The sequence below is a fragment of the Micromonospora sp. NPDC048170 genome (assembly GCF_040652795.1).
In the GTDB taxonomy this organism is placed as follows: Bacteria; Actinomycetota; Actinomycetes; order Mycobacteriales; family Micromonosporaceae; genus Micromonospora.
The window spans coordinates 12,857-32,533 of the sequence record NZ_JBEZMR010000022.1; the positions used below are offsets into that span (position 1 = coordinate 12,857).

Consider the following 19,677-nt stretch of genomic DNA (forward strand, 5'->3'; position numbering starts at 1 on the left):
CGTCGGGGCGGCTTGCGGAGGAGCCCTCTCTCTATGTGGTGTCGCTCTCGGGTGTGACCCGGCTGCCGATGGCTCCCCTGACCGGGCGGGCGCTGCGGCTGCCCCCGTTCAGCCGAAGCAGCGGTCGGGGATGACCGGGCTGCCCTTGCAGTTCGTCGGCCGGTTGTCGGTGACGGCGGACTTCCGGTCGATGAGGACGCCGTCGTTGTTGGTGAAGATGCCCCCCGGCGGCCGGGTGGCGACGTTGTGGGCCACCTTCGTGCTGATCAGCTTCGTCAGGCCGAAGTCGTTGAACAGGCCGCCGCCCACCCCGGACTCGCCGGCCGCCTGGTTCGCCAGGACCTCGCTGTCCCGCAGGATGACGGTGCCCTCGTCGTTGAACAGGCCACCGCCGCCGGCACCCGCGGCGACGTTCTCCTTGATCACGCTTTGCTCGATCACGGCGGTGCTGCCCCCGCCGACGCCGATGCCGCCGGCCTCGTCGTCCGCGTAGTTCTTGGCGACCACGACCTTCTCCAGGGACAGCCTGCTGTCGCTGAAGGCGACCAGCCCGCCCGCGTCCGTACCGGCCGTGTTGCCCGTGATCTCGCTCTGGGTGATCGTGGTGTCGCCCCGGTTGTCGAAGACGCCACCGCCGATGTACGAGGTCCGGTTGTGGCTGATCGTGCTCTTCCACACCCAGACGGTGCCACCGCCCACCGTCGGGCCGTTCGGGGCCGTGCCGTTGGCGATGCCGCCGCCGCCCAGCCGGGCGGTGTTCTTCGACACCGTGGATTCCTCGATCCGCAGCACCCCGGCGTTGAAGATGCCACCGCCGAAGCCGTTGGCGCTGTTGTCCTCGACCGCGCTGCGACGGAGGTTGGTGGTGCCGAAGTTGGCGATGCCGCCGCCGTTTCCGCCGGCGTGGTTCTGCGTTATCTCGCTCTGCTCGAGGTCGGCGCGGCCACCCTGCTGGACCAGGATGCCCGCCCCGTCGGCAGTGTCGAGCGTGGGAACCGCCGTCGCGGTGCCCTCGGGCCGGGCCGTCGCCGTGGCGCCGGAGCGAGCCGACGTGGCCGGCGTCCCGGACATGGCGGTGGCCCCGGGTGCGGCCATGGCCGGCCTGCGGGCCGGGGCCGCCGCGTTCTCCGTCGGGTCGGTGAGCCCGGGCGGCGGGGCCGGTGTCGGGACCATCTTCCGGGCGGCGGTCTGCCCACCCTTGATCGTCACGTCCTTCAGCGTCAGGTGGCCGCTGCCGCCGACGTTCAGGATCCGGAAGGGCTCAGCCTCGGCGGCCCTGACAATCTTGGTCTTCTCGCCCTTGAGGACGATCGACTCCTTGATCACGGGCAGGCCGTTGCCGTGCTCGCTGCGCGTCAACTCGTAGGTGCAGTGCCTGGCGAGCTTCAGCGTCGCGCCGTCGGTCCTGTTGGCGTGCGTGATCGCCTGGATGAGCTTGTCGGTGTCGCAGGGCACCTCCGCTACCCGGCCGGCGGGTTTCCGGTCGTCGGCGCCGCCGCTCCAGCCGCCGCCGGACCGGCTGCCGCCGGACCAGTCGTCCTCGCCCTCGCCGGTCCGGTCGCCGCCGGGCTCGTCGGTGTCGCCGGCTTCGTCGGTCTTGCCGGCGTCGCTGACGTTCTGCTTCGGGGCCGACGCCTGGGCGTCGGAGAGTCGGTCGGTGTCGCCGGACTTGTCGTCGCGGGCGGCCAGGCCGCCCAGCGCCGCCAGGCCGACGACGCCGGTCAGCCCGGCCACGCCGGCGGCCACCCAGAGTTTGCGCCGCCCGCGCATCGGTGTGCCCGCGGGCGGGCCACCGTCGGGTCTCGTTACGTCATCGGACATCAGAGCCTTCCGCCCTTTCCTGCTCAAGGCGACCGCACCAAGGCAAGACGGTGCGACCAGCCACAAATCGGTTGCAGCTTCTGTCGACCACCGTATGAGAAGGATCTTCGCGATGAGGACTTATCCGAGAAAGCTCCATATTTGGCTCACATCGGCAGTCCGTCCGCAGCCGGTCCGAGCGAGGACGAAGGCTGCCTGAGCAGCACGAACACCGTCGGGTGGCAGGTGGGCGACGCGACCCCCGTTCGGGGCACCGCAGCCGTTCGGGGCGCCGCGGCCGGGCGGGACGCGGGGCCGGGGAGACTTCAGGCGAGACCCGCGTCGGCTTCAGCGCCCGTCAGGGGCAGTCGCACATGCGGATCCGGCGCCGCCCGGGAAGGGGTGCGACCACGACCCTTCCCGGGCGACGCCGGAAGTCGACTGCTGGTTGCCGGCCGCTGCCGGCTGCCTTCCCGGATCAGCCGAAGCAGTTCGGGATCGGGACCGGGCTGCCCTCGCAGTTGGTGGGCTTGTTGCCGATGATCACCGTCTTGTCGTCCACCGTGACCTGGTTGTTGTCGGAGGAGACCCCACCCGGTGCCAGAAGCGAGGAGTTCCGGGTGATCCGGGACTTGACCAGGGAGATCGTTCCCCCCTGGTTGTAGACGCCCCCGGCGACCTGCTGCTCCGCGACGACGCGGTTCCGGTCGACCTCGCTGTTGAAGACGACCACCCGGCCGCTGTCGTTGGCGATGCCGCCGCCGTTACCCCGGGTCACGTTCTCGTTGATCTTGCTGTTCGAGACCGACAGCCCGCCGAAGACGGCGGCGAGGTTGGCGATGCCACCGCCGTCGCCGTCGGCGGTGTTGCCGCGGACCGTGCTGTGTTGTACGTACATCGTGCCCGCGTTGCGGATGCCGCCGCCGCTCTCACCACTGCTGTTGTCGAACACGCGGCTGTGCTTGATGGTCGTGACGACGTTGGGGTTGCCGCCACTCTGGACGCCACCGCCCGAACCTTCGGCGCCGTTGTGTGCGATCCAGGTGTTGGTGACGACGGCTGAGCCGACGTTCTCCAGCCCGCCACCGGTGTCGCCGCTCTGGTTGTGGCTCACCCGGGAGTTCTCGACGGTGAGTTGGCCGACGTTGCGGATCCCTCCGCCGCTGCTCACGGCGGTGTTGTCGGTGATCTCACTTCCCCGGGCGTCCTTGCCCTTGCCGCCCTTGTCCTGGCCGGGCTTGCCCGCGTCCCGGGCGACGGGCCCTCCGCTGCCGGCGGCCCCTGCCGTACCCCCGTCGGTCGTGCGTTCCCCGGCGCCGTCGACAGCCTCGCCGCCGAGGCTGGGGGTGGTGGGCGCTGTGGTGCCGGTGGGCAGCTCGGCGGTGGCGTCCGGAGCGCCGGGCGCCACGTCGGGAGCGGCAGGTGTGGCGGTGCCGGCGGGCGGTACGGCGTCGGGGGCGGTGGGCGCCGTGGTGTCGGCAGGCGGGACGGCGCCGGAGTCCGGGACGACAGGCGATGCGGCTTCGGCGTCCGGGGCGGGATGCTCCGCGGCGCTGGCGTCCGGGGCGGCTCCGTCGATGCCGTTCACGTCGGGGCCGCTGGCGTCCCGGTCGGCGTCCTCCCTGCCGGGCGGGCCCTTGTCCTGGCCGTCATGGGACTTGCCCCTGCCGTCGTTCTCTTCGCCCCTGCCGTCCGGGCCGGTGCCGCGTGTGGAGAGGATCCTGGTGACGCCGAAGTTCGTGATGCCGCCGCCGGCGCTGCTGCTCTGGTTCCCGGTGATGCGGCTGTCGTGGATCGTCGCCCGGCCGCCCGCCTGCACGAGAAGGCCGCCGCCGCCAAGACCGGTCTGGGCGAACCCGCCCTTGACGGTGAGGTCGTTCAGCGTCAGGTCGCCGCCGGTGCCGACGCTGAAGATCCGGAAGGCGGGGGCGTTCGTGGCGCGGAGGATGGTGGCGTCCTCGCCCTCGATGGTGACCGGCCGGACGATCTCCGGCAGGCCGTTCCCGTTCCGGTTCAGCGTGAGCAGGTAGGTGCAACCGTGGGCGAGCTTGAGCGTGCCCCCGTGGTCGGCATTCACCCGGTTGAGTGCGACGATCAGCTTGTCGGTGTCGCAGGGCACGTCCGTGACGTCGTGCTTCCTGCCGTCCTGCCCCTTCTTGTCGCCCTTTGCGTCCGCACCGGGGTCCTGGCCGCCTGGGCTCGTGTCGGCCTCGGCCTGCTCACCGGGGCCCAGGGGCGTCCTCGCCTGGGCTGCCGCCTCGGTGAGGTGCCGGTCGGACAGGCGATCGAGGCTGCCCGTTGCGGACACGCCCGGCAGCGTCACCACGCCGCTGGCCGCCAGACCGACCGCGCCGGTCAGGCCGGCGACGCCGGTGGCGACCCACAGGACGCGCCGCTTTCGGCGACGGGCGGCCGGACGCTCTGCGCCCGTTTCATCGAATTGATCGGTGGACATGTGCCCTCACCCACATCTCTCATGCTTGTCGGGTGCGTATCGCCATAGATGGCGCATACCGCCCGATATCGGGTAGACAGGTTTGATGTCACCGTAAGTGAGCTGTCTTCGCGATGAGGCAGAAAGTGAAAGATATGCGTTTTCGGGCCGTATCCGGGCGAAGTGCCGCCTCGGCTTCGGCGATGGCGGCGGGCCGCCGGCCCGGCCCGGACGGCGAACAGCCTTGGCCCGGACGGCCAACAGCCCGGCCGGGACGTGAGTCGCGGCCGGGCTGCGGCAAGGGTGGGGCGGGTGAGGTCAGCCGGGCAGGCGGGGGCCCGCCTCACGCTGCTCGGCCAGCCAGGTCTCCACCTCGTCGACGGCGCGCGGCAGCCCGGCGGAGAGATTCACCGCGCCCGTGGCGGTGACCAGGATGTCGTCCTCGATCCGGATGCCGATGCCGCGCAGCTCCTCGGGGACCAGCTCGTCCTCGGGCTGGAAGTAGAGCCCGGGCTCGACCGTGAGCACGTGGCCCTCGCCCAGCGGGCCGTCCCGGTACTTCTCCTTGCGGGCGTTCGCGCAGTCGTGCACGTCGATGCCGAGCATGTGGCTGGTGCCGTGCAGCGTCCAGCGCCGGTAGACCGTCGACCGCCCGTCCATCGCCTCGTCGACGCTCACCGGCAGCAACCCCAGGTCGGACAGTGCCTGGGCGAGCACCCGCATCGCGCTCAGGTGGACCTCCCGGAACGGCACGCCGGGCCGGATGGCGTCGATGCCCGCCTGCTGGGCGGCGTACACCGCCTCGTAGACCTGGCGCTGAAGCGGGGTGAACCGGCCGTCGACCGGCAGTACCCGGGTGACGTCGGCCGTGTACAGGTTGCGGTTCTCCACACCCATGTCCATCAGCAGCAGCTCGCCCGGCCGGGTGGTGCCGTGGTTGTGCACCCAGTGCAGGATCGTGGCGTGCTCGCCCGCCCCGACGATCGAGCCGTAGCCGACGTCGTTGCCGTCGTGCCGGGCGCGCAGCGCGAAGATCCCCTCCAGCAGGCGCTCCGAGACGCCGCGGTCGGCCGGCAGCGCCCGGGCGACGTCCTCGAACCCCCGTACGGTCGCGTCGACCGCGTCCTGGAGTTGCGCGATCTCCCACTCGTCCTTGACCAGCTTCAGCTCCGAGATGGCGGTCGCCAGCTCCCGGTCGCGGGCCGGCCGGCCCTCGGCGCGGTGGCCGTCGTACGGGCGCACGGCCGTGTCCACCCGCGCGTCGAAGCCGCGCAGCACGCGGGTACGCCCCGGCGCCAGGTCGGCCAGCGTCGCCTCCAACTCGGTCAGGTCCGCCGTGGGCAGCCCCAACTCGGTCGACTTCTCGGCCAGCGTGTGCCGCCGGCCGACCCACAGCTCACCGCTGCGGCTGCGGAAGAACTCGTCGGTCAGCCGGGACGACCGGGGCCGCATGTACAGCGTGGCGTCGTGACCCGAGCCGTTCGGGCGCATCACGAGCACGCTGTCCGGGGCGTGGTCGCCGGTCAGGTAGGCGAAGTCGCTGCCCGGCCGGAACGGGTGGTCGGTGTCGTTGGCGCGTACCTTCTCGCCGCCGGTCGGGACCACCAGGGTCTCGCCGGGAAAGGCCGCCGAGAGCGCGGCCCGCCGCTCGGCGTGGTTCGGCACCTCCGGGCGCGGGCCGACCGGCAGGGTGGTGTCCCGCCAACCCTGCCGCATGAACGCCAGGAACGCCTCGGGAAAGTCCGGGTCGTGCGACTCGGTGCCGTCCGTCGGCCTGCTGTCGGTTCCCTCGGTCATGCTCCGCTCCCTCCGCGTCGTTGCAGGTCAGACGCTACCGTGCGGCGACCGGGACCGGCCCGGCCGGGACCGTCCGGAGCGCTGTCCGCGCCGGTGCCGGCCCCGCCCCCGCGCTCGGCGGTACGCGACGGACGTCACCCGGACGCGTCGCCGCCGCGCCCCGGCGGCTTCCCACGGGACCGGACCAGCCGTGGAGCGTCGCGGCGGGGGAGAGCCCAGCGGTGCCGCGACGCTCGCGCGGGCCGCGTGGAAAGATGACCACCATGTGCGGACTCCTGGCCTTCTTCAGCGCGCGCGGCGACGCCGCCGCCCACCGCGACAACATCGCCGGGGCGTTGGAATGCCTGCACCACCGCGGCCCGGACGAGACCGGTGTCGAGGTGGTCGGCGACGCCTCCGGCCGGTACGCGGACGGGGTGTTCGCGCACAAGCGGCTCGCGATCATCGACGTGGCCTCCAGCCAAGAGCCCCTGTCCTACGCGAACGGGCGCTACCTGCTCACCTTCAACGGCGAGATCTACAACTACATCGAGCTGCGCGAGGAGCTGATCCGGGACTTCGGCGCGCAGTTCGCCACCGCCGGTGACGGCGAGGTGATCGTCGCCGGCTACCACTACTGGGGCGAGCAGGTGCTCACCCGGCTGCGGGGCATGTTCGCCTTCGTCATCTGGGACCGGCAGGAGCGTCGCGCGTTCGGTGGGCGGGACTACTTCGGCATCAAGCCGCTGCACTACCTGGAGACGGCCGACGGCCTCTACCTGGCCTCGGAGAAGAAGGCGCTGCTGCCCTTCGCGCACTCCAACTACCAGGGCGACGCCGGCATCGACGCGGCCAACCTCAGCCACTACCTGACCCTCCAGTACGTGCCCGAGCCCGGCACCCTGCACAAGGGGATCAGCCGGATCGGCTCGGGCGAGTACCTGACCTGGACCCCGGGCGGGCGGATCGACGTGCGCCGGTGGTACCGGCCGGTGTTCCGGCCCACCCCGGTCAACGACGAGCAGCGGCTCTACCACGAGATCCGGGAGACGCTGCGGGAGAGCGTCCGGATGCACATGCGCTCCGACGTGCCGGTCGGCTCGTTCCTCTCCAGCGGCATCGACTCGACCGCGGTGGTGGCCCTGGCCCGCGAGTTCAACCCGAACATCCTCACCTTCACCGTCGGCTACGACGTCCCGGGCTACTCGGAGATCGACGTCGCCCAGGACTCGGCCCGGCACCTCGACGTGACGACCATCCCGACCAAGATCGGGCCGTACGACATGATCGAGGCGCTGCCGAAGATCGTCTGGCACCTGGACGACCCGGTGGCTGACCCGGCGCTGGTGCCCCTCTACTTCGTGGCCAAGAAGGCCGCCGAGCACGTCACCGTGGTGCTCTCCGGCGAGGGGGCCGACGAGTTCTTCGGCGGCTACACCATCTACCGGGAGCCGCTCTCGCTCAGCGGCGTCAACGGCCTGCCGGGCGGCGTGCAGAAGGGGCTGCGGGCGGTCTCCAAGGCGATCCCGCAGGGGGTGAAGGGCAAGAGCTTCCTGGAGCGCGGCACCACCCCGATCGAGCAGCGCTACTACGGCAACGCCCGGATGTTCACCGAGGAGGAGAAGCAGCACCTGCTGCGCCGCTACGACCCCTCCGTCCGCTACACCGACGTCACCGCGCCCATCTACGCCGAGTGCACCGAGCTCGACGACGTCACCAAGATGCAGTACGTCGACCTCTACACGTGGCTGCGCGGCGACATCCTGGTCAAGGCGGACCGGATCTCGATGGCCCACTCGCTCGAGGTGCGGGTGCCCTTCCTGGACCGGGCGGTCTTCGACGTGGCGTCGAGGATCCCGGTGGACCTCAAGCTCCCGCCCCGCTCGGACGCCACCAAGTACGCGATGCGCCAGGCCCTCCAGGGCGTGGTGCCGCCGGCCATCGTCAACCGCAAGAAGCTCGGCTTCCCGACCCCCACCCGGGTCTGGCTGCGCGGCGAGATGTACGAGTGGGCCCGGCACGTGCTGTCCACCTCCGGCGCCGGTGACCTGCTCGACCTGTCGTACGCGATGCGGCTGCTCGAGGAGCACAAGCGGGAGGAGGCCGACCACTCCCGCAAGGTGTGGACGGTGCTGATCTTCTGCATCTGGCACGCCATCTTCGTCGCCAAGACCCTCGACCCGGGCATCCAACGCAACCAGTCCGCCCTGCTCACCAAGCCGGTGGTCGGTTCCATGGTCCGCTGACCCCCCACCACCCACCCACACCGGGCCGCGCGCCGGCCACGCCTGTCGATCAAGAGGTTTGCGTCCTCCGGGAGCGATTCCGGTGGCGCAAACCTCTTGATCGTTTCAGGGGTGGGCCCGGTGGGGCGGGGTCAGGGTGGGGTGGGTCAGCGGCCGGTGCAGGTGACCGTGGGTAGGGTGTTGGTGCCGTTGGTGGTGGCGACGAAGCCGAAGGCCGTGGTGCCCTCCGGGGCGATCGTGCCGTTCCAGGCGGCGTTGGTCACGGTGACCGAGGAACCGGATCCGCCCAGCGTGCCGCTCCACAGGCTGTTGATGCTCTGCCCGCTGGGCCACGTCCAGTTGGCCGTCCACCCCGACCACGTCGACGCCGTGTGGTTCATGATCATGACCTCGCCCTGGAAGCCGCCCTGCCAGGCGGTGACCACCTTGTAGACCGCCATGCAGTCACCACTGTGCGGTGGCGGCGTGGTCGGGTTCGGCGGCGGTGTGGTGGGGTTCGGCGGGGGAGTCGTCGGGTTGGGCGGCGGAGTCGTCGGGTTGGGCGTGGGCGGCGGCGTGCCGCCCGGGCCGATCCCCGTCACCTCGCCGTTTCCGCCGTCGAAGGTGACGTCCGAGCAGCCGAAGAAGTTCTCCTGGCTGTCGGAGCGGACCCACCGCGAGTAGATGACGTGCCGGCCACTCTTGTTGGTGGGCAGGTTGCCGCTGAAGTAGTAGTGCCCGTCGTTGGTGCCGACCCCGCCTCGCTGCGGCGGGTTGGTCACCGTCAGGAACGGCTCCTCCAGGTCGCTCCAGGCCAGCGGCCGGTCCGGGCTCCAACTGTCCTTCGTGACGTAGAAGTAGAACGTGCCCGGGTGGTGGGCCCAGTTGCTGTAGCGGAACTCCATCCGGGCCCCGGCTGTCAGGTGGGTCAGCGGCCAGTCGGTGCGGGCCAGGTCGTAGCCGGTGTAGCCGGGATTGCCGCCGCTGCACAGCTTGCCGTCCGGGATGAACCCGACGGTCCGGCCGCCGGCGTCGGAGCGCAGCACGCTGAACCAGTTGTAGAGCGAGTTGGCCCCGCTCTGGGCCACGGCGGCGGAGCAGGCGGGGTTGTTCGGCCTGATCTCGCCGGTGCTGCTGAGGCCGTCCTTCCAACAGAGGTAGGTGCGGCTGCCGGGGGTCATGGCGGCGCCGTGTGCGGCGGCGGGATCGGGGCCCGCCGTCAGGGCGACGGCACCCACGAGCAGAGTGGCGGCCGCGGTGAGCAACGCGGCCGTACGCGATCGATGGGACACGGGTTCTCCTCACTCGCGGGACGCGGGCGCCCCGCGGGCAACGCGGGACGGCAGCGCTGGCCGCCCGCTGCGACGCGGATACGACGGTCGCGACGGACGTGTCCCGGCAATGGCCGGCGTACGTGCGCCGTCGGCGGTCCGACTCGCGGACCGGTGCCCTCGCGTGGATGTGAACCCGGCGCCGGCGGCACGGCAGCCCCCCGTACCGCTCGGCAAGCGCCATCCCACCACGGGACGCCGACGGCGCGCAATAGCCGTTGCCCGATGTGTCAGTAGCGCTCGGCGAGGTGCTCGCGGCCGGGCGGCGGCTCGTAGGGCTCCGGCCAGAACTCGGTGATCTCACGGACGAGACCGGTCTCGTCGAGGTCGAAGAAGCTGGTGGCCGCGAGCTGCGCACCATCGTGGGCGCAGGTGATCCAGGTGGCGGCCCGCCGGCCCGAGCCCACCGCCCGGGTCACCGTCAGGTGCCAACCGTCGGGGTACTCACGGTTGAACCGGACGACCGTGGCGCGGCCGATGATCCGCTCCCTGGTCTGCGGGAGGTGGTAGACCACGTCGTCGGCGAGCAGCCCGGCGAAGGCCTCCCAGTCTCTCGCCTCGCACGCCTGCCAGTAGGCCAATACGGTGGCTTCAGCGCTCGTCATGGCGCGCACTGTGCCAGCCTGGTACGACAAGATCGGCCGGCGCGCGGCGTGGACGGAGGACTCCCATGGGATACGCGGTGGTGCTCGGCGAGGCACTGGTCGACCTGCTCGACGCCGAGTGTGCCGGCGAGCCGGTCTACCGGCAGGCCGTCGGCGGCGGGCCGCTGAACGTGGCGGTCGCCGTCGCCCGGCTCGGCGGTGCGGTGCAGTTCGTCGGGTCGCTCGGCGACGACGTCCTGGCCGGGCGGATCCGCGACTTCCTGACCGGGGCGGGCGTCGGCCTGGCCGGGGTGGTCACCGCCCCCGCCCCGACCGCGTTGGCGGTCGCCACCTTCGCCGGCCCCGAGCCCGACTTCCGGTTCTACGGCGAGCCGCCCTCCTACGGCCTGCTCGGTCCCGACGACCTCGACACCGAACTGGTCGCGGGCGCCGACGTCGTCTACTGCGGGTCGATCGTGCTGCTCCAGCCGCCGGTGCTGGCCGCCGCGCGCCGCGCCTGGGCGCTCGCCCCCGGGCTGCGGGTCTTCGACCCGAACGTGCGCCCCCGGCTGCTCGACGGGCCGGCCGCGTTGACCGGGCTGCGTGCGGTGGTGGCCGAGTTCGCCGCCAGCGCCCACCTCGTCAAGCTGAGCGCCGCCGACGCGAAGCTGCTCTATCCCGGCGAGCCCGAGGAGGGTGTGGCGGCGTACCTGCGGGAACTCGGCGCGGGCACAGCGGTGGTCACCCTCGGCGCCGCCGGCGCGCTGGTCGCCGCCGCCGGTGCCGATCCGGTACGCGTACCCGCGCCGAAGGTCGACGCGGTGGACGCCACCGGCGCCGGTGACTCGGTGATGGGCGCGTTCATCGCGGACCTGCTGGTCGACGGTGAACCCGCCGACCCGGTGGGCTGGCACGAGCGGGTGGCGTACGCGCTGCGGGTCGCCGCCCTCGTCTGCGAGTCACCTGGCGGCGCAACCGCCATGCCCACCCGCACCGAAGTCCTCACCCGCTTCACCCCCTGACTCCCGCCCCGGTCCCCACCCCACCCCCGCCCTCCCGCCCCGCCCTCCCGCCCCTCCCCGCGCTCCCTGCCCGCCGCGATCTTGCACTTTGCGTCCGCGATCTGGGGCATATGCCCTCTTTGTGTGGGCAGAAACTGCAAGATCGGCGAGGCGGGGTGGGGCGAGGCGGGGCGGGGCGAGGCGAGGCGAGGCGGGGTGGGAGAGGGCGGGGAGGGGAGAGGGAGGGCGTGGGTGTCAGGTGGGGTTGTTCAGTTCGGCGTAGCCGCGGTGGGCGGCGTGCAGGGCGGGGCGGGCGCCGAAGGGTGCCTCGACGGCGACGCGCTCGGGCGGGGCATTGTCGGTGTGCCCGGCGCGGATGAGCCGGGCCAGCTCGACGAGTTGGGAGTGCTGGGCGCGGACGAACTCGGCGTCCACCGGGTCGCCGTGCCCCGGTACGACCACGGTGGTCGGGGTGGTCATCCGCAGCAGTTCGGCCACCGTGTCGGGCCACTGCAACGGGTACGACTCCTCGAAGGCGGGCGGGCCGCTCTGCTCCACGAGATCTCCGGCGACCAGCACGTCGGCGTCCGGCACGTGCACCACCAGGTCGCCGGCCGTGTGCCCGCGACCGGGGTGGCGCAACACCACCCGCCGGCCGCCCACGTCGAGCGTGGTCTCGCCGTGCACCGTGTGCGTCGGCGCCAGCAGTACGGTCCCGGCCACCTCCCCGGCCAGCGCGGGATGTGTGTCTCGAATTTCCGCGTACGCCTCGCGGCGCAGCCGGTCCGGCTCGCGCATCGCCTCGGCGGCGATCTCGTGCGCGTACACCGGGCGGGGTGGGTCGGCGGCGAGGGTCGCGTTGCCGAAGCAGTGGTCGAAGTGGTGGTGGGTGTTCACCAGCGTCCACGGGGCGGCGGTGACCGCCCGCGCGGCGGCGGCCAGCGCGGCGACCTGCCCGGCGGTGCTGAGCGTGTCGACCAGCAGCGCGGCCCCGTCGCCGACGACGAGCGTGACGTTGACGTGCAGCAGCGGCTCGCGCAGCACGTGCACCCCGTCGGCGATCTCTGCGAAGCGGGCGGTCACGACGACCGCGTGGCGCGTTCCACGAAGCGCCGCCGGTCGACCAGCACCCGCTCCACCCGGCCCTCGGCGACCGTCTCGTCGCCGTCGCTGACACTCACCTCGAAGTGCAGCCGCCGCCCCTCGACCGCGGTCAGCCGCGCCTGCGCCACCACCGTCCGCCCCACGGGGGTGGCCGCGCGATGGTCGAGCTCGACCCGGGTGCCGACGGTCGTCGAACCGCCCGGCATCCGGGGGGCGGTGGCCGCCACCGTGGCCGCCTCGGCGAGGGCGATCACCCGGGGCGTACCCAGGACGGGCACGTCCCCGGAGCCCACCGCCTGGGCGGTGTCGGCGTCGGTGACGGTCAGCTCCACCCGGGCGGTCAGGCCCGGTGCCAGCGCGGACTCCGGCTGCTCCTGCATGACCAGAGCCTAGACGAGACGGCACGGGCCGTCGGGTGCCCGTGCCGCGCGCCGCCCACCACCGGCGCACGGCTCCGCGCCCCTGACGGCGTGGCGGGTGGTCGGCGTCGGTCGATGCCGTACGCGCCGTTAACCTTGACCGCGATGTCTGTCGCGACCGACCCCCAGCCCCCAGCCCGGACCGAGCCGCCCGCCTCGCCCGACGGCGGGCGTCGCCGTGTGGTCGCGATGACGGTGTGGGGCGTCGCCTTCGTCGCCGGCTGGCTCGGCATCGGCCTGCCCACCGACCCGGCGTACGCGTTCCTGTGGATCTGGGCGGCGACGATCGCCTGGAACAGCAGCCGGCCGTGGCGCAGCCACCTGCGCTTCGCGCGGGACTGGGTGCCGGTGGTGCTGCTGCTCGCCGTATACAACCTGTCCCGGGGCTTCGCCGACAACGGCGCCACCCCGCACGCGTACGAGCTGATCGTCGCCGACCGGGTGATGTTCGGCTGGTTGACGGGCGGGCAGGTGCCGACGACCTGGCTCCAGGAGCACCTCTACCGGCCGCAGGTGCAGTGGTGGGACGTCGCGGTCAGCTGGGTCTACTTCTCCCACTTCGTGGTGGCGCTGGCCGCCGCGGCGGTGCTCTGGCTGCGGGACCGGGGGCGGTGGGCGGCCTTCATGCGCCGCTGGGGCTTCCTGTGCGCCACCGGCCTGATCACCTACTTCCTCTACCCGGCGGCCCCGCCGTGGTGGGCGGCGCAGAACGGGCTGCTGGAGGAGGTCGCCCGGATCTCCACGCGCGGGTGGAAGGCGTTCGGCATGCACGGCGCCGGCAACCTGCTCAACGCCGGGCAGATCGCCTCCAACCCGGTGGCCGCGATGCCGTCGCTGCACACCGCGTTCGCGCTGTTCGTGGTGCTGTTCTTCCTGCGGCAGACCCGCCGCCGATGGTGGCCGCTGTTGCTGGCGTACCCGCTGGCGATGACGTTCACCCTGGTCTACTCGGGCGAGCACTACGTCATCGACGTGCTGGTCGGCTGGGCGTACGTCGGGATGGCCTTCCTGGCGGTCGGCTGGGCGGAACGCTGGTGGGCGGCCCGGCAGGCCAGCCGGGCCCCGGCGCAGCCCGATCCTGAGCCGACCGACCCGCCGGCCTCCGCCGAGCCGCCGCCGGTGCCGGCGACCCGCTGACCGGCGGGTGCGCGAGCCGTTCGGGTGCGCGAGCCGCTCGGGCGCGGACAGTCAGAACCCGTGTGCGCCGGTGCCCGAGCCGTTCGGGTGTGTGAGCCCGCTCGGGCGCGGACAGTCGTCCGTGCGCGCCGGGTCAGCCCGCTCGGCGGGCGGCGTGCGCGCGAGCCGTCAGCTCCGCGGCCAGGGCCCACGCCTCGGCGAGGTCCCGGTCCTGCGCGGCCGCGCCGGCGCCGCCGGCGGTGTCGGCGTGCACCGTCGCCAGCCGTAGCCGCCGCTGCACCGGCCCCTGCACCACCCGCACGCTCTGGATCCGGGCGTACGGCACGAGCGTCAACTGCCGGGTGAGCAGGCCGGAGCGGACGGCGAAGACCCGGACGTCGAGCCCGGCGCCGAGCACGCTCCGGCTCAACGGGTTGAGCCAGCGGGCCCGCGTCGGCGGCGGGCTGAACGGCAGGGCGGCCAGCTGCACCCCGGGCAGCACCTCGGCCACGATCGCCTCGCCGGTCGCCTGGTTGCCGACGGGGAGCAGGCGGTCCGGCCGGTTGCGTTCGTCGGCCTCGCCGGCGGAGTAGCCCGCCACCTCCAGGCGCAGCCGCAGCCAGCCCTTGACCCGCCACAGCAGCGGCCACGTCACGCCGACGGTCTGCACCCGGTCCAGTGGCACGGTCTGCGCGCGGGTCTCCAGCAGCCCGTTGCGGATCCGCAGCGTGCCCTCGTCCCGGGCGAGCCGGAAGTTCCAGTCGTCGAGCACCCGCCGCACCGGTTGCAGCAGCACGCCCGCCATGGCGGTGAGGGTGCTCGCCACCGCGATGAACGACCAGGAGTCCTCGGAGAGGAACTGCGCCACCACGAACGCGACGCCGAACGGGATCATGAACGCCTGCGGGGTCAGGAGTTGGCTGACCAGCAGGTCGTTGTTCCTGACGGAGTGCAGCGGCCGGCCGGGCGGTGGCGCCGGCAACCCCGTCGGCAACCCCGCCGGTCCGGCGACCACCCCGGCGGGCTCCGGCGTGCCCGTTTCGGCCGCGACCCGCCCGGCGAGGGCGAGCAGCCGCCCGCGCAGCACGGTCGCCTCGGCGACGCTCAGGTACGCCAGCGGCGCCTCCGTCTTGCCGCCGCCCACCACCTCCAGCCGCAGCTCGGCCAGGCCGGTGAGCTGGGCGAGCAGCGGGCGGACCACCTCGACGGCCTGGAGCCGCTCCAGCGGGATAGCCCGGGTGCGCCGCCAGATGAGCCCCTCGTACACCCGCAGCTCGCGGCCCACCACGTGGTAGCCGGTGTAGTACCAGCTCACCACTGCCAGCACGGTGGTGCCCAGGGCCAGCACCACCGCCATCAGGGCGAACCAGCCGAAACCGACCCGCGACAGCGTCGACCAGGACAGGCCGGCGATCACCACCACCAGGGACTTGGCGCCGTGCAGGGCGGGGCTGAGCGGGTGCAGCCGCTGCCGCGGCTCGACGCCCTCCGGCGGCCTGGCAGACGCGGCGGGCTCCGCCGGAGCCGGACCGGGTTGGTCCGTGCCCCGGGCGGCCGGGTCGCTCACAGCCCCTCCGCCCGGTCCTCGCCCAGCGCGGTGAGCCGGTCGCGCAGCCGGGACGCCTCCGCCGGGCGCAGCCCCGGCACCCGGGCGTCGCTGGCCGCCGCGGCCGTGTGCAACTGCACGGTGGCCAGCTTGAACGCGCGCTCCAGCGGCCCCGCGCTGACGTCCACGAACTGCATCCGCGAGTACGGCACGATGGAGAGTCGCCGCACCAGCAGCCCGTGCCGGACCAGCAGGTCGTCCTCCCGCTCGGCGTAACCCCAGGCCCGTACGGCGCGGACGATCGTCACGCTCCGCAGGACGCCCAGCAGCAGCACGACACCGAGCGCCGCGCCGAGGAAGCCGTTGCCGCTGAGTGCCCAGCCGACGCCCAGCCCGAGGGCGAGGACGACCAGCACCATCGCCAGGCGGATCAGCTCCACCCAGATCAGGTCGGACGAGATCGACTGCCAGCGGACGGTGTCCGGCCACGGCTCCAGGGGACCTGCCGGGGGGAGGGGCGGCGCCGGCGACGGGCCGGCGGACCCGTCACCACTCACCGGGGGAATCCGTTGTGCGCGCTCACCCTTCGAGCGTAGGCGATCCGGGCGCCGGTACGACCTCCCGGAGGAAGCCACGGGCGTCGAGGAAGTCCCCGAGGGTCGAGCGGTGCTCGGCGCAGGCGAGCCAGGTCTTGCGCCGGTCGGCGTCGTGCAGCCGGGGATTGTTCCACCTCAGCGCCCAGCGGGCGGGGGCGCGACATCCGCGGGACGAACAGACCAGCGGCTCGTCGGCGGGGAGGGGGGTGCTCATCCCGGCCAGTCTAGGGCTGCGGCACCCGGAAGATTTGAGCGCCGGGCGGCCACGGGGGGAGCCGCCCGGCGACGGGGTGAATCGTACACACGCCGGGCCGGTCCGTGTCCACCCCGTGACCGGCTATTCCGTGTCGCGGGACGGCGTGGCGGGCCCGAGATCCGGCCCCCGGGGACGGTGTGGCGAAAATCGGCTTCTCCCCACCTCGGCACTCAGCCGGGCATGCGAGTCTTGACACGCACCACGCCGCGCGACAACCGATCATGCTGTGGAGGACCGGTGGCCCAGCCGACCACGCCCGACGCCCCGACGCCGAACGGGACGGGCCCGGAGACACCCGAGCCGGTGACCACGCCGGCCGAGGACGCGACCCTGCTGGAGCGGGCGCTGTTCGAGATCAAACGGGTGATCGTCGGGCAGGACCGGATGGTGGAGCGGATGTTCGTCGCGCTGCTCGCCCGGGGCCACTGCCTGTTGGAGGGTGTGCCCGGGGTGGCGAAGACCCTCGCGGTGGAGACTCTCGCGAAGGTGGTCGGCGGCTCCTTCGCCCGGGTGCAGTTCACCCCCGACCTGGTGCCGGCCGACATCATGGGCACCCGCATCTACCGGCAGTCGAGCGAGAAGTTCGACGTCGAGCTGGGCCCGGTGTTCGTCAACTTCCTGCTCGCCGACGAGATCAACCGGGCGCCGGCCAAGGTGCAGTCGGCGTTGCTGGAGGTGATGAGCGAGCACCAGGTCTCGATCGGTGGCGCGACCCACCGGGTGCCCGACCCGTTCCTGGTGATGGCGACGCAGAACCCGATCGAGCAGGAGGGCGTCTATCCGCTGCCCGAGGCCCAGCGGGACCGCTTCCTGATGAAGATCGTCGTCGGCTACCCGACCGACGCCGAGGAGCGGGAGATCGTCTACCGGATGGGGGTCGCCCCGCCGCAGCCGGCGCCGGTCTTCACCACCGGCGACCTGGTCGCCCTGCAACGCAAGGCGGACCAGGTCTTCGTGCACAACGCCCTGGTCGACTACGCGGTCCGGCTGGTGCTGGCCACCCGCGCCCCGGCGGAGCACGGGATGCCGGACGTCGCCCAGCTCATCCAGTACGGCGCCAGCCCGCGCGCCTCGCTCGGCCTCGTCCGGGCCACCCGCGCGCTGGCGTTGCTGCGGGGCCGGGACTACGCCCTGCCGCAGGACGTGCAGGACATCGCGCCGGACATCCTGCGTCACCGGCTGGTGCTCAGCTACGACGCGCTCGCCGACGACGTGCCCGCCGACCACGTGGTGCACCGGGTGATGTCCACCATCCCGCTGCCCTCGGTCGCGCCCCGGCAGCAGGCCACCCCCTCGCCGACCGCCGCGCCGCCCGGTGCCGGTTGGCCCGGGCAGCGCCCGTGACCTCACCCGCCCGTCGGCCCGCCGACGTCCCCTCCGAACGCACCGAAGCAGTCCTGTCCCGGCTGCAACTGATGGTCACCCGCAAACTCGACGGCCTGCTCCAGGGCGACTACGCCGGCCTGCTGCCCGGGCCCGGCAGCGAGGCGGGTGAGTCCCGGGAGTACCGCCCCGGCGACGACGTACGCCGGATGGACTGGCCGGTCACCGCCCGCACGACGATGCCGCACGTCCGGCGTACGGTGGCCGACCGGGAGCTGGAGACGTGGCTGGCGGTCGACCTGTCGGCGAGCCTGGACTTCGGCACCGGCCGGTGGCTCAAGCGCGACGTGGTGGTGGCCGCCGCGGCGGCGCTGGCCCACCTGACCGTGCGGGGCGGCAACCGGATCGGTGCGGTGATCGGCAGCGGCGGCGGCGCGAGCGCGCCGGCCCGCCGGTGGCGCGCCGCCCCGCCGGTCGCCGGGCCGGACGTCTACACCCGGTTGCCCGCGCGCTCCGGCCGCAAGGAGACCCAGGCGCTGCTGCGGGCGATCGCCGGCACCGAGATCCGCCCCGGGCGCAGCGACCTGGGCGCGCTGGTCGACATGCTCAACCGGCCGCCCCGGCGGCGCGGCGTGGCGGTCGTCATCTCCGACTTCCTCGCCCCGCCGGCCGGCTGGGCCCGGCCGCTGCGTAAGCTGCGCGTCCGGCACGACGTGCTGGCGATCGAGGTGGTCGATCCCCGGGAGCTGGAACTGCCCGACGTCGGGGTGCTGCCGGTGGTCGACCCGGAGACCGGCGAGCTGCACGAGGTGCAGACCGCCGACCCACGGCTGCGCCACCGCTACGCCGAGGCGGCGACCGCCCAGCGGGCGGAGATCTCCGCGGCGCTGCGCGGCGCGGGTGCGGCCCACCTGCGGCTGCGTACGGACCGAGACTGGCTGCTCGACATGGTGCGTTTCGTGGCCGCGCAGCGGCACGCCCGCACCAGGGGGACGACACGATGATCCGCTTTCTGCAACCGTGGTGGCTGCTGGCCGTGCTGCCGGTGCTCGCCCTCGCCGCGCTCTACGTCTGGCGGCAGCTGCACCGCCGGGCGTACGCGATGCGGTTCACCAACGTGGACCTGCTGCGCAGCCTGGCGCCGAAGGGGTTGGGCTGGCGGCGGCACGTGCCGGCGACGGCGTTCCTGCTCTGCCTGCTGGTGCTGGCGACCGCGCTGGCCCGGCCGTCGGTCGACACCCGGGAGCCGCTGGAGCGGGCCACGGTGATGCTGGCCATCGACGTGTCGCTGTCCATGCAGGCCGACGACGTGGCGCCGAACCGGCTGGAGGCGGCGCAGGAGGCGGCCAAGCAGTTCGTGGGCGAGCTGCCGGAGAGCTACAACCTGGGGCTGGTCTCGTTCGCCAAGTCGGCGAACGTGCTGGTGCCGCCGGGCAAGGACCGGGACGCGGTGACCAGCGCGATCGACGGGCTGGTGCTGGCCGAGGCGACGGCGACCGGGGAGGCGGTGCTCACCTGCCTGGAGGCGATCCGGACGGTGCCGGCGGACGGCGCGGCGGGGATTCCGCCGGCCCGCATCGTGCTGCTCTCCGACGGGTACCGCACCTCGGGCCGGTCGGTGGAGGAGGCGGCCACGGCCGCGCAGGCGGCGAACGTGCCGGTCTCCACCATCGCGTTCGGCACCGACTCGGGGCAGGTGGACATCGGCGGCCAGCTGCAACGGGTGCCGGTGGACCGGCTGGCGCTGGCCGACCTGGCCGAGGCCACCGAGGGCTACTTCTACGAGGCGGCCTCGGTGACCGAGCTGAAGCAGGTCTACCAGGACATGGGCAGCTCCATCGGGTTCCGCACGGAACCCCGCGAGGTCACCCAGTGGTACGCGGGGGTGGCCCTGCTGCTGGCGCTCTGCGCCGGCGCCCTCAACCTGCTGTGGTCCTCGCGGATGCTCTGACGCCCGGGGAACGCCGGCGGCGGTCAGCGGACCGCCGCCGGTCGTCAGTGGACGCCGCCGCCGGCGAGGACGAAGACGACGGCCACCCAGACGGCGGCGAGGGTGAAGCCCAGCGGGGCGACGTAGCGGCTCATGGACGGCTCCGGGTGGCGACTGGACGGTCCGCGCGGGCAGGGGCGGACCGCAGGGGGTGGATCAGGACGCGCACACGAAGT

16 protein-coding genes are annotated in these 19,677 nt (G+C 73.0%); 6 read left to right on the forward strand and 10 right to left on the reverse strand.

The annotated features are described in order from the left end of the window. Positions 1 to 108: 108 nt before the first annotated feature. The 3 genes from AB0D32_RS23400 to AB0D32_RS23410 form a co-directional block, all read right to left on the reverse strand. Positions 109 to 1,821 carry a right-handed parallel beta-helix repeat-containing protein gene (locus tag AB0D32_RS23400; protein ID WP_357093870.1) on the reverse strand — a complete coding sequence of 571 codons (1,713 nt, stop codon included), beginning with the start codon at positions 1,819 to 1,821 and terminating at the stop codon, positions 109 to 111. A gap of 457 nt (positions 1,822 to 2,278) precedes the next feature. Then, on the reverse strand, positions 2,279 to 4,255 hold the full coding sequence (locus AB0D32_RS23405; protein ID WP_357093873.1) for a hypothetical protein: 1,977 nt from the start codon (positions 4,253 to 4,255) through the stop codon (positions 2,279 to 2,281). Positions 4,256 to 4,552: 297 nt separating this feature from the next. Then, entirely contained in the window at positions 4,553 to 6,031 is a 1,479-nt protein-coding gene (locus AB0D32_RS23410; RefSeq protein WP_357093876.1) for an aminopeptidase P family protein, read from the reverse strand. A 263-nt stretch (positions 6,032 to 6,294) separates the two neighbouring features. On the opposite strand from AB0D32_RS23410, the gene asnB reads away from it, so the two are divergent. Then, positions 6,295 to 8,256 carry an asparagine synthase (glutamine-hydrolyzing) gene (gene asnB / locus AB0D32_RS23415; protein WP_357094153.1) on the forward strand — a complete coding sequence of 654 codons (1,962 nt, stop codon included), beginning with the start codon at positions 6,295 to 6,297 and terminating at the stop codon, positions 8,254 to 8,256. Between the two features lie 146 nt (positions 8,257 to 8,402). Here asnB and AB0D32_RS23420 read toward each other — a convergent pair whose 3' ends face one another. Continuing rightward, a complete protein-coding gene (locus AB0D32_RS23420; RefSeq protein ID WP_357093879.1) occupies positions 8,403 to 9,527 on the reverse strand; it encodes a lytic polysaccharide monooxygenase in 1,125 nt (374 codons plus the stop codon). 269 nt (positions 9,528 to 9,796) lie between these two features. Beyond that, a complete protein-coding gene (locus AB0D32_RS23425; protein ID WP_357093882.1) occupies positions 9,797 to 10,171 on the reverse strand; it encodes a nuclear transport factor 2 family protein in 375 nt (124 codons plus the stop codon). Positions 10,172 to 10,236: 65 nt separating this feature from the next. Between AB0D32_RS23425 and AB0D32_RS23430 the strand changes: the two genes are divergently transcribed. Next, positions 10,237 to 11,172 (forward strand): PfkB family carbohydrate kinase, encoded by a 936-nt coding sequence (locus AB0D32_RS23430; RefSeq protein WP_357093884.1) that lies wholly within the window; start codon positions 10,237 to 10,239, stop codon positions 11,170 to 11,172. 234 nt (positions 11,173 to 11,406) lie between these two features. Here the strand turns inward: AB0D32_RS23430 and AB0D32_RS23435 are convergent, their stop codons facing one another. Together AB0D32_RS23435 and AB0D32_RS23440 are read right to left on the reverse strand one after the other, a co-directional pair. Further along, on the reverse strand, positions 11,407 to 12,234 hold the full coding sequence (locus AB0D32_RS23435; RefSeq protein ID WP_357093887.1) for an MBL fold metallo-hydrolase: 828 nt from the start codon (positions 12,232 to 12,234) through the stop codon (positions 11,407 to 11,409). Then, positions 12,231 to 12,635 carry a hotdog domain-containing protein gene (locus AB0D32_RS23440; protein WP_357093890.1) on the reverse strand — a complete coding sequence of 135 codons (405 nt, stop codon included), beginning with the start codon at positions 12,633 to 12,635 and terminating at the stop codon, positions 12,231 to 12,233. Before AB0D32_RS23440 ends, AB0D32_RS23435 begins: the two co-directional genes overlap by 4 nt. Before the next feature lie 144 nt (positions 12,636 to 12,779). On the opposite strand from AB0D32_RS23440, the gene AB0D32_RS23445 reads away from it, so the two are divergent. Then, positions 12,780 to 13,811 (forward strand): phosphatase PAP2 family protein, encoded by a 1,032-nt coding sequence (locus AB0D32_RS23445; protein WP_357093893.1) that lies wholly within the window; start codon positions 12,780 to 12,782, stop codon positions 13,809 to 13,811. A gap of 133 nt (positions 13,812 to 13,944) precedes the next feature. Here AB0D32_RS23445 and AB0D32_RS23450 read toward each other — a convergent pair whose 3' ends face one another. The 3 genes from AB0D32_RS23450 to AB0D32_RS23460 all read right to left on the reverse strand — a co-directional run bounded on the left by AB0D32_RS23450 (position 13,945) and on the right by AB0D32_RS23460 (position 16,146). Then, positions 13,945 to 15,255: a PH domain-containing protein gene (locus AB0D32_RS23450; RefSeq protein WP_357094157.1), complete on the reverse strand. Its 1,311-nt coding sequence runs from the start codon at positions 15,253 to 15,255 to the stop codon at positions 13,945 to 13,947. A gap of 98 nt (positions 15,256 to 15,353) precedes the next feature. After that, on the reverse strand, positions 15,354 to 15,893 hold the full coding sequence (locus tag AB0D32_RS23455; RefSeq protein ID WP_357093896.1) for a PH domain-containing protein: 540 nt from the start codon (positions 15,891 to 15,893) through the stop codon (positions 15,354 to 15,356). A 22-nt stretch (positions 15,894 to 15,915) separates the two neighbouring features. Further along, the gene (locus tag AB0D32_RS23460; RefSeq protein ID WP_357093899.1) at positions 15,916 to 16,146 is read right to left on the reverse strand and encodes a hypothetical protein; all 231 of its coding nucleotides are present in this window, start codon (positions 16,144 to 16,146) and stop codon (positions 15,916 to 15,918) included. A 279-nt stretch (positions 16,147 to 16,425) separates the two neighbouring features. On the opposite strand from AB0D32_RS23460, the gene AB0D32_RS23465 reads away from it, so the two are divergent. Genes AB0D32_RS23465 through AB0D32_RS23475 form a run of 3 tightly spaced genes read left to right on the forward strand, consistent with a single transcriptional unit; the run spans position 16,426 to position 19,462 of the window. Beyond that, a complete protein-coding gene (locus AB0D32_RS23465; RefSeq protein WP_357093902.1) occupies positions 16,426 to 17,532 on the forward strand; it encodes a MoxR family ATPase in 1,107 nt (368 codons plus the stop codon). After that, complete coding sequence (locus AB0D32_RS23470; RefSeq protein WP_357093905.1) at positions 17,511 to 18,515, forward strand: DUF58 domain-containing protein; 1,005 nt, start codon at positions 17,511 to 17,513, stop codon at positions 18,513 to 18,515. Before AB0D32_RS23465 ends, AB0D32_RS23470 begins: the two co-directional genes overlap by 22 nt. Further along, positions 18,512 to 19,462, forward strand: a complete 951-nt coding sequence (locus AB0D32_RS23475) for a VWA domain-containing protein (protein WP_357093908.1) — start codon at positions 18,512 to 18,514, stop codon at positions 19,460 to 19,462. Before AB0D32_RS23470 ends, AB0D32_RS23475 begins: the two co-directional genes overlap by 4 nt. Positions 19,463 to 19,677: the final 215 nt, after the last annotated feature.

What these genes read in the sequence shown, in the direction of transcription:
- AB0D32_RS23400 (WP_357093870.1), bottom strand. Translation starts at nt 1,821, where the DNA reads ATGTCCGATGACGTAACGAGACCCGACGGTGGCCCGCCCGCGGGCACA.
- AB0D32_RS23405 (WP_357093873.1), bottom strand. Translation starts at nt 4,255, where the DNA reads ATGTCCACCGATCAATTCGATGAAACGGGCGCAGAGCGTCCGGCCGCC.
- AB0D32_RS23410 (WP_357093876.1), bottom strand. Translation starts at nt 6,031, where the DNA reads ATGACCGAGGGAACCGACAGCAGGCCGACGGACGGCACCGAGTCGCAC.
- asnB (WP_357094153.1), top strand. Translation starts at nt 6,295, where the DNA reads ATGTGCGGACTCCTGGCCTTCTTCAGCGCGCGCGGCGACGCCGCCGCC.
- AB0D32_RS23425 (WP_357093882.1), bottom strand. Translation starts at nt 10,171, where the DNA reads ATGACGAGCGCTGAAGCCACCGTATTGGCCTACTGGCAGGCGTGCGAG.
- AB0D32_RS23430 (WP_357093884.1), top strand. Translation starts at nt 10,237, where the DNA reads ATGGGATACGCGGTGGTGCTCGGCGAGGCACTGGTCGACCTGCTCGAC.
- AB0D32_RS23440 (WP_357093890.1), bottom strand. Translation starts at nt 12,635, where the DNA reads ATGCAGGAGCAGCCGGAGTCCGCGCTGGCACCGGGCCTGACCGCCCGG.
- AB0D32_RS23445 (WP_357093893.1), top strand. Translation starts at nt 12,780, where the DNA reads ATGTCTGTCGCGACCGACCCCCAGCCCCCAGCCCGGACCGAGCCGCCC.
- AB0D32_RS23460 (WP_357093899.1), bottom strand. Translation starts at nt 16,146, where the DNA reads ATGAGCACCCCCCTCCCCGCCGACGAGCCGCTGGTCTGTTCGTCCCGC.
- AB0D32_RS23475 (WP_357093908.1), top strand. Translation starts at nt 18,512, where the DNA reads ATGATCCGCTTTCTGCAACCGTGGTGGCTGCTGGCCGTGCTGCCGGTG.